The 9,224-nt window shown below is 42.9% G+C and carries 7 protein-coding genes; 2 read left to right on the forward strand and 5 right to left on the reverse strand.

Going from position 1 to position 9,224, the window contains the following annotated elements; genetic code table 11:
* Together WBA23_RS15115 and WBA23_RS15120 are read left to right on the forward strand one after the other, a co-directional pair.
* Positions 1–1,632: T9SS type A sorting domain-containing protein (locus WBA23_RS15115; RefSeq protein ID WP_424583117.1), on the forward strand; the 1,632-nt coding region annotated here is incomplete at its 5' end.
* Between the two features lie 79 nt (positions 1,633–1,711).
* Entirely contained in the window at positions 1,712–3,076 is a 1,365-nt protein-coding gene (locus WBA23_RS15120; protein ID WP_424583118.1) for a sulfatase-like hydrolase/transferase, read from the forward strand.
* A gap of 1 nt (position 3,077) precedes the next feature.
* Here WBA23_RS15120 and WBA23_RS15125 read toward each other — a convergent pair whose 3' ends face one another.
* The 5 genes from WBA23_RS15125 to WBA23_RS15145 all read right to left on the reverse strand — a co-directional run bounded on the left by WBA23_RS15125 (position 3,078) and on the right by WBA23_RS15145 (position 9,100).
* Positions 3,078–3,827, reverse strand: coding sequence for a hypothetical protein (locus WBA23_RS15125; RefSeq protein ID WP_424583119.1), 750 nt, complete (start codon positions 3,825–3,827; stop codon positions 3,078–3,080).
* A 366-nt stretch (positions 3,828–4,193) separates the two neighbouring features.
* On the reverse strand, positions 4,194–5,552 hold the full coding sequence (locus WBA23_RS15130) for an LVIVD repeat-containing protein (protein ID WP_424583120.1): 1,359 nt from the start codon (positions 5,550–5,552) through the stop codon (positions 4,194–4,196).
* An 80-nt stretch (positions 5,553–5,632) separates the two neighbouring features.
* Positions 5,633–6,394 (reverse strand): hypothetical protein, encoded by a 762-nt coding sequence (locus WBA23_RS15135; RefSeq protein ID WP_424583121.1) that lies wholly within the window; start codon positions 6,392–6,394, stop codon positions 5,633–5,635.
* Positions 6,395–6,447: 53 nt separating this feature from the next.
* Entirely contained in the window at positions 6,448–7,788 is a 1,341-nt protein-coding gene (locus WBA23_RS15140; protein ID WP_424583122.1) for an LVIVD repeat-containing protein, read from the reverse strand.
* Between the two features lie 148 nt (positions 7,789–7,936).
* The gene (locus WBA23_RS15145) at positions 7,937–9,100 is read right to left on the reverse strand and encodes an MFS transporter (protein WP_424583123.1); all 1,164 of its coding nucleotides are present in this window, start codon (positions 9,098–9,100) and stop codon (positions 7,937–7,939) included.
* Positions 9,101–9,224: the final 124 nt, after the last annotated feature.

Below are 9,224 nucleotides of genomic sequence, written 5' to 3' on the forward strand. Positions count from 1 at the left end.
ACAATAGAAGGTAATACGGTAACTATTGTTGAAGCAGGCGAGATTGAGATAGAATCATCAACCGTTGGAGATAATAACTACCAAGGAGCCAGCAAAACTATCGCTTTCACCGTAAAAAAGGCTTCCCAGAATATTGATTTCAATTCATTGAACGATGTAGTGTACCAAGCAGGAAAAGAGATTCAACTTACGGCTGAGTCTGACCAAGGTTTGCCCATTACGTTTTTAGTAAAAGAAGGTGCGGTTGACCTTGAAGGGCAATCACTGAAAGTGAGAAAAGCGGGCCTAGTAACAATTGAAGCAAATCAAGCGGGGAATGAAAATATTCTGGTCGCATCAGTTTTACAATCTTTTGAAGTTAACAAAGCGCCTCAAACTATTATATTTTCCGAAATTGAAGATAAGGTGGCAAGCGATGCACCATTTAATTTAGTGGCTACATCCAGTGCTGATATTCCCGTAAAATTCACGCTGATTAGTGGGAACGCTATATTAGATGGTAATCAAGTAACTATAACCGGAAATGGTGAAATTACGATTGAGGCCTACAATGATGGAAACGAAAATTACTTGGCAGAAAGAAAGCGACAGTCTTTCGTAGTAGCTGAACCCAGTAAGCAAAATCAGGTAGTTACTTTGGCAGCTTTGCCCGATACGGTGACAGTGGATCAGGTAGTTACTTTGGACATTACCGTGAGCAGTGGTTTAAATCCCGATGTCGATGTAGTAGGATCAGCATTGCGTAATGAACAGTCGCTAACATTTACCCAAGCCGGCGAGGTAACCTTAGCTATTGGTCAGCCGGGTAACGATGAATACAACCCGGCGAGAACTGTTTCTCATACTTTTGTAGTGGTAACCCCCTCTGAGATAGAAAGTCCATTAGGAACCAATACTCAAAAAATCACCTACCAGCTACCGGATAATCCGGTGTTTGGTGAAAGTCCCTTTGCTTTAGCGGTTGAAAGCTCTTCTTCATTGCCACTTGTCTACGAGATAGATGGGCCCGCTGAGATTTCTGAAGGCATGTTGACAATAACCGGTGCCGGAGAAGTGAAGGTTCGGGCTTTTCAGTTAGGAAATGACCAATATGCGCCAAGCGATACAATAGAGTTTTCGTTCACCGTTCGTAAAGCTCCGCAAGCAATTACATTAGAAGTAATACCTGTTGGAGATAATACTTTTCAAGTAAAAGCCATTAGTAATTCAGCGTTACCAGTGGTAGTAACAGTGAGTGAAGGAGAAGGAACGCTGGAAGAAGGCATTCTTACAGTTAACTCTTCAAAGGTAATTATAATTGCATCTCAGGAAGGTGACGATAACTATACGGCTGCGGAACCAATAACTCAGGAGCTAGCTATTGAGTTGATAACTTCGATTGGAGACGAATTAACTGAATCGGGAATTATTATTTATCCCAATCCAGGCAACGGGTTGTTTAGTGTCAGAATAAAAAAGGAGCGTGAGTCAGTACCATTCCAGGTTTTTGATTTGCGGGGTGCAATGGTTATTCAAGGGAAATTACAATCTGTACAACCTACTATTGATCTAACTAATCAACGGAGTGGCACGTATTTTCTTCAGATGCAATTGCCTAACAATACAAAGCAACATCGCTTAATTAAACAATAAGGCAACTATTTATCATTGCTTAGCCAAGCTATTCTAATTTAGAGTAGCTTTCTTTGTTTAGCTTGGGTATTTTCCCCTCATGAAAAATCCTACACCAACCTTCCCCAATATATTTCCCATCCTACGAACCCTTTTTTCTATAACAGTAAGTCTACTCTATTTTGCCTGCGAATCTGATAAAGATAACAGTGCCGAAATATCGCCGCCTAATTTTGTCATCATCATGGCGGATGATTTGGGCTACGGCGATTTAGGTTCTTATGGTCATCCCAGTTACCAGACACCTAACTTAGATAGTATGGCGGCCAATGGGTTAATGTTTACCGACTACCATAGCAATGGAGCTGTATGTACGCCTACTCGAGCAGCTTTACTTACTGGGAAGTATCAGCAAATGGTTGGCATGGAAGGAGTAATCTACGTACGGGGTGAAACCCGACAAACCGGATTAGATACGGCTAACATCACGCTGGCCAAGTTACTTAAATCAGCTGGTTACGCTACCGGAGTAGTGGGGAAGTGGCACTTGGGCTATCGTCCGGAGTACAATCCGGTGCACCAAGGTTTTGATTTTTTCCGAGGGTACGTAAGCGGTAATATTGACTACCACTCGCACTACGATAATGCCGGAATTTACGATTGGTGGGATGGATTGGACTCGGTAAGTGAAACTGGATACGTAACCGATTTAATTAGTAAACACGCCGTTAATTTTATTGAACAAAACCAACAAAAACCATTCTGCCTGTACATCGCTCACGAAGCACCACACTGGCCGTACCAGGGTAGAAATGATCCCGCAGATCGTTTTCCTGATACGGAATTTAATAGTCAAGGCTCTCGGCAAGATTATCAAGGAGCTTACCAAGAGATGGTGGAAGTGATGGATGAGAGTGTGGGGGAGGTGCTCAACGTGTTGGATAGCTTGCAACTTAGCGAAAACACACTGGTTTTCTTTTGTTCAGACAATGGAGCGGTTGATTCATTAGGCAACAACGGGGTATTAAGGGGGCATAAAACTCAATTATGGGAAGGGGGGCACCGGGTTCCCGCTATTGCTTATTGGCCGGGTACGATTAGTCCGGGCAGTACCGATGCAACTGTATTAAGTATGGATGTATTACCCACTTTATTATCGCTCGCCAATGCCGAAAGTCCAATCAATTATACAACTACCGGAACAGATTTCTCAGCAGTGTGGAAAGATAGTAGTCCACTACTAGAGCGAACCACCTTTTGGCGGTACCGAGGACAGCAGGCAGTTCGTCAGGGTGACTGGAAATTGCTGACGAGGCAAGACAGCACTTACCTATTTAACCTTGAACAGGATGTTGCCGAACAGCAGAACTTAGCTACTAATCATCCTGAAAAAGTAACCGAACTACTTGATACGCTTAGCCAGTGGGAAGCAATGATTGATCGAACTCCTCAGCAAACAAAATAAGCTAAAAAGTAAATCCTACGGTAACGGTAGCTCGGCGAAGCAAGCGTTTTTCTTCAATAAACGTCTCACTTTGCCATCCTTCAAAATTATAAGCAAAATCAGACTGTTGGATTTTATAACCACCTGAGAATAATAAAGCCGAGCGAGCGAGGTTGATCTGATAACCTAAGCCACCGTGAGCGAAAAGACCGCCTTCAGTGCGCTCGTAAGTAATTCCTGAACCCCGGTTCCCCGGCCAAGCCCAACTTCCTCCAACGTTAGCAAAGTAAAATGGACTTACTTTCCGATCGGTAATAATTCCTTGTATACTAGCGTAAAGTGGAAGCGCACGAATGCCATCGTAATGATCTAGGCCAATACCTACTCCTACCATTAGGTGTGGAGAAAATACGTAGCCGTTCACTGTGTGGATCGTAAAAGTAGTGGTGGCACCATTGCTATTATCTCCAATCTGAAGACCCAGATTAGTCAAGTGAAAAATACCCCGCTGGTGAGTGAAGTAGGTAGCAGGTTCATCCTCCGGAACATTTCCAAAGTGAATCTTTTTTATGGATTGAAAGGATAAATAGGTTTGCGATAGCGAATCGTGGGCTAAAGCAATATGATCATCGTAGATGGATAGCTGCAATTTCCCCGATATTTTCTGACCATTCTTTAGAAAAACAATCACCTCCTGATTTTCACTCTGAGCGTAAAGCGATGCTGAAAGCCCGAAGGTGGTCATCAATAAAACAAATAAAATCTTTTTCATCAGTATTTTTGCTAAAAGAGTAATAAAAGCAACAGTAGCATCCTAAGCTCGGCAGTTGTCCCGATGCTTAACATTTAGGCTCGGAGCAATAGATAAAGTAGTCGTTCAGAAATAAAAATAGAACGTCACCGCGAGAAAGCATGACGAAGCGGTCTCCGAAATGGAAGACCGCTTCCGCTCGGCGACCTGGTTCGTCCGTTTGTACCTGACTCATCGCGATGACGTATGATATTGCAATTTATTTTGAGTAAGTAAGCAATTGGTATTAATTAAGTTATACATAAACGTCATTGCGAGGAATGAAGTGACGAAGTAATCTGCTCACTATCAGTAGATTGCTTCTGTCATAGTGAAAATTTGTAAAAGCTACAGAGCAACCAATGTCATCGTACTAAGTAACTTCAGATCAGCCGGATTTGAATAATCATACTGGTATAAACCGTCGTCACCAATAACCATCAAAACTCCATCTAGCGGAATTACGTCGAAGGCGTGAATATTTTGAATATGGGCTAGAAGGCTTTCAGATACCTCTCGGGAGTTACTCGCGTCAAATACTTTCAAGCCAAATTCACCCTCACATACGAACAAAGTAGTGCCATCAATCGCTAGCCCGTGCGGGTGATCCATACTGTATGATTCGATTAGCCGAGGATTAGCTACATCACTAATATCAATTACATCGAGTTGATTCTGAGCTCCCCAACAGGTATTACCATCGCGCAGGGTAACATACGCTACAGTATCGTTCGCTACTACCGGATCGCATGCCCGAGCGTGAATAAACTCTGATTCATATTCAGGGTTATCCGGATCGGTATTATTGTAAATGAACATACCTTCTTGCGAACCAATAAATAGTTTGTCTTTATAAGGAAAGATGGTTTCAATACCGAATCCAATCTCAATTTCGCTGCCTTCGGTAGGGTCATCTAACTGAGAAATATCAAATACTTGTAAGTTATTATCATCAACGGCATACAACCGTTCTCCACTGATCGCGAAGCGGGCCATAGAACCGCCAATGCCCGTCTGCGATTGCTGGCCACTACCTTGGCTCATCACTTCGCTACTAGCCGCTCTATTCGTAAAGGCTAAATCAAAGGTGTTAAAATTGTCAGTTACAAATCCATTTCCGTAGCGGTACAGATTTGGAGCTACTTCATCTAGGTGACCTTTCAGCACATCTACTTCCTCGCGCTGCACCCATTCGGTCAGTACCATATCCTCCCCGTTTATTGAAGTAGTCCAGTTGTTCCAGCTAGCAAACCGAGGGAAAACATCTTCTACCCGGCTTACAATTTTAACGTCATTTAAATTGCTGATATCGATTGCAAGTAGATCAATAAAACTATCGGCGTACAGCATACTTCCCTTCGCGGCCATATCGTAGTTGCCAGGTATATTAATAAAGTTAAGATTAACCGGATTCGCCGGATCTGAGTTATCAATCACGTGAATACCTTCGCCGGGTTTGTTAATAAACAGATAAGGGGCTAGGTAGTAGATTTTGCCGGTAGAACTTAAAGTTTCGGGTGGGTCAACAGCAAAGGAGTTTCGAACTTCATCAGTGGTCATGTAGACCGGTTCTAGGTAGCGATACGTGCGAGTTACTTCCAGCTTATCGGAACACTGAGTAAGCATAAGTAGGTAGGCGATGGCAGCTACGTGAAAAGTGGCGTAGCCGAACCACACTTTGGGGCGAATGAATGATAGGTGTTTCATAGCAGCGAATTAATTTAATTGCACTGGTAAGACACCAATTGCTTAATAGTAGGTTGGAAAGGAGTTAAAATAAATTAAGATTAAAAAGTCAAGCCGATTGCCGTGGAAAGTCGGCGGTAAGTAACATTCTCTTGCACTCGTAAGGTGCCACCCCAAAATTCTTGTACTGAATAATCAAATTCTGCCCGCTGCATACGATACCCAATTTGAAATGATATTGCTCCGGTACGAAATCTGCGTTGGATACCAATTCCCGGATGCACCATTAGTCCACCCCGAGAATTGTGGTACTCAATATTAAAATCGTAGTTGTTGGTACGCAGAAAACTAGATCCTACTTCCAAAAAGTACATAGGTGCCCATTTCCAGTTAGGTACAGCTCCGTGCAACCGGGTAAAAAAAGTGGTAGTTGCAACCGGGTCGTACTGCATATATCCGACTCCTACACTAGGTTGAAGCAGCGGATTGAACATGTAACCGACTAAAACGCTGGCTGCTGCTCGGTTGTTACCATACTTCACTTTACCAAACTGAACGCCAGCCAACATAGAAACAAAAATGGTAGATTCTGCTCCCCACATTCTAATAAGAGGTTGAGCTAGTGGTGGACCGTAGTGGATGTATATAACCTTTTTATTGGGAATATGCTTTTGCGAAAAAAAGTCAATATCGACAGTGACATAGCCCTTAAATCGTACGATTGACTCTCGACCGTATACGTAATCACCGTTTTTGAGATAGACGGTTATTTCTCGGCCGGGTGAAGTTTCTGTCTGTGCAAGAATGGGCAACGAAAGCGTTAATAGTAATCCACTAAGGCTTAGCGTAAGTAAGTATTTCATAATAGAAGAAAAAGGGCCTCAGAATGAATATCCTGAGACCTAAATTACAACGACTATAATGCGGCCCGAGTCATTTTACTGAGGAGCGTAATTTGCTTGGGATCAGAATAGTCGTATTGGTAAACGCCATCTTCCGCAATCACAATTAAATGTTGATCTTGCGTAATTACATCATAGGCAAACAATCCTTCAATACGAGCTATAAGATGTTCGTTTAAATCTTGAGGATGACGGGCATCAAACACTTTAACGCCAGTGGCACCCTCACAGACAAAAAGTAGATGTTCATCCAACCCCAAACCATGAGGGTTATCCATATTATAGCGAGCCACCTCATGCGGTGAGGTTGCTTCTTTAATATCGACTAACTCTAATACATTCTGGTCGCCTTCGCAAGTAGTACCAGTTCTCAGTGTTACGTACGCCATGGTATCATTAGCAACCACTGGATCGCAACTGGTAGCGTGCCAGTAGGAAGCTTGCAGACTAGGAGAAGCCGCCATTGTTTTATCATATATATACATGGCGTTTTGAGCTCCTACAAATAGTTGCTTTCGGTGAGCATAAATAGTTTCAATCATAAATCCAACCGAAAACTCATTCACTGACGTGGGGTTGGTGGCAGAGGATAAGTCAAAAACTTGCATGTTTTCGTCGTCGATCGTATACAAATGGTCAGTGCTTATTGCGAAGCGCGACATTGAACCTCCTCGTCCAACTGCGGTAGGCTGAGTACGGTTGAACTCCATCACCGGTACATTCGATTGCTGCACAAAATCTTGACGAGCTTGTTGTGATATATCCAGATAATCGATGTACTGATAAACCCCTGGTCCCCACATGGTTCCGTCTAATTCACCCTCATATTTCTCGGTTACATCTATCTCATCCCATCGGGTAACCACACCCTTGTTAACATCGGGATAAAAACCAAAGCTGTTGAACTTAGGAAATACATTTTCCTCCCGGTGCAGTACCTGTATAGCTTGATGATTACTAATATCTATTGCTAGCAGATCAATGTAGCTGTCGGCATACATAATATCTCCCTCTACCGCCAAATCGTAGTTACCCGGAATGTTAATAAAACCAGTAGTATGGGGCTGAGTGGGATCAGTGTTATCAATTATATGTACTCCGTTACCGGGTTCATTAAGAAATAGAAAGTTTTCGTGCGAAAAAATCTTTCCGGTACCTTGAATTGTCCGCGGAGGCATTACTGCAACAGCTTCCCGAATCTCTTCGGTAGTAGTGTAGACGGGAGTCATCCGATGAAAACGAACCGTAGAAGATACTTGGTCAGTACAGTAGGAGAGAAGGCCAAAGCCAACGCAAACGGGGACGACAAAAATCAGAGATTTTCGGACAAGAAGAAGCGTTCGAAAAGGGTTCATAAGTGAATTGATTAAGTAAAAAATAAGCTCTTATCAATTCATACACCCACTGTTTCAGTTATATACTAAACGTATATCTTTATCATCAGATTACTATTAAGGTAAAATATATTTTTCAAATAAAAAAATCACCGTACGATCAAGTTAATTACGTTCGGTAAGGCAAACGGCGAATTAAGCTGGGGGCTAAAACTACTACCAAGCCCAGAAAGATTGTTAACATCAACCATGCACCATTGAGGGATATCCCCTCAGCGATAAAACCAATCAGGGGTGGACCAATTAGAAAGCCAAAATACCCCATAGTGGTGACTGCCGCAATACCACGTCCGGGGGCGTCGGGATTGGCATAACCCGCTGAACTAAAAATAATGGGTACTACATTGGATAAACCTACCCCAACTAAACCAAAACCAACCACGGCCCCCCAAACCTGCGGTACCAAAACAACGATGAGTAGCCCTAAAGCAGCAACTACGCTACCAAACCGAAGCACCTTGGAGTGGCCTACTACCCGAATAATCTTATCGCCCAGTAAGCGACCGATAGCCATAGTTAAGGAAAAACCAGCAAAACCCATGGCGGCTAGTGAAGCAGTAGCATTCGGTAGATCCATAATATGAATAGCCGTCCAGTCGGCCATGGCTCCTTCTACCATCAAAATGAAAAAGCCTAATAGGGCAAGATACCAAACCAATTTTTGAGAAGGGAATACCAATAGCGGCTCTTTCTTTTGAGAGGTATCTTTCACTATGTTTTCAGCAGGCAATAAAAACCGTAGCGCAATAAGAACTAAAACGAGTAAAATGCTTAGCACAAATAGCATATGCTGGGCGGGTGTAAACCCTAGGGCTAAGAACGCGCTGGCTAGTCCGGCACCTACTAATCCACCAGTGCTGAATAAACCGTGAAACGATGACATAATGGCTCGTCCGTACTTCTGCTCTACCAGCACACCGTGGGAGTTCATGGCAACATCCATTGAGCCGTTTACCATCCCAAACAAAAAAAGTAGTATTCCTAAACTTAAGTAGTTGGGCATTAGCAGTAATACAGCTAATAACAGGCAGAATCCGACGGATGCAAAGCTGACGACTCGTTTGCTACCTATTTTCTCAATAATTCCCCCAGCCACTGGCATAGCGATGATAGCGCCAATGGCAATAATCAATAGCGTTAACCCAAGTTCGCTTTCGCTCATTTCAAACCGCTGACGTATTAAGGGAATATGAGGTACCCAGCTCGCAAAACCAGCTCCATTCACAAAGAAGACTACTGATACGGCTATTCTAGATTTTTGTAGTGACGTCAATAGATGGTGATTACATGATCTAATTGCTAATTGGTTCTAGGTTAAATGGCTGATTGTTGTTAATTATTAACTGACAGCCTGTAGTCCATAAGTTTCTAAATGATAGAGTAGTTAATTCTTAAGT

Source organism: Tunicatimonas sp., assembly GCF_049647865.1.
Lineage (GTDB): Bacteria > Bacteroidota > Bacteroidia > Cytophagales > Cyclobacteriaceae > Tunicatimonas.

Coding starts and splice junctions, on each gene's coding strand:
- WBA23_RS15125 (WP_424583119.1), bottom strand. CDS start 3,827: ATGAAAAAGATTTTATTTGTTTTATTGATGACCACCTTCGGGCTTTCA.
- WBA23_RS15120 (WP_424583118.1), top strand. CDS start 1,712: ATGAAAAATCCTACACCAACCTTCCCCAATATATTTCCCATCCTACGA.
- WBA23_RS15135 (WP_424583121.1), bottom strand. CDS start 6,394: ATGAAATACTTACTTACGCTAAGCCTTAGTGGATTACTATTAACGCTT.
- WBA23_RS15130 (WP_424583120.1), bottom strand. CDS start 5,552: ATGAAACACCTATCATTCATTCGCCCCAAAGTGTGGTTCGGCTACGCC.
- WBA23_RS15140 (WP_424583122.1), bottom strand. CDS start 7,788: ATGAACCCTTTTCGAACGCTTCTTCTTGTCCGAAAATCTCTGATTTTT.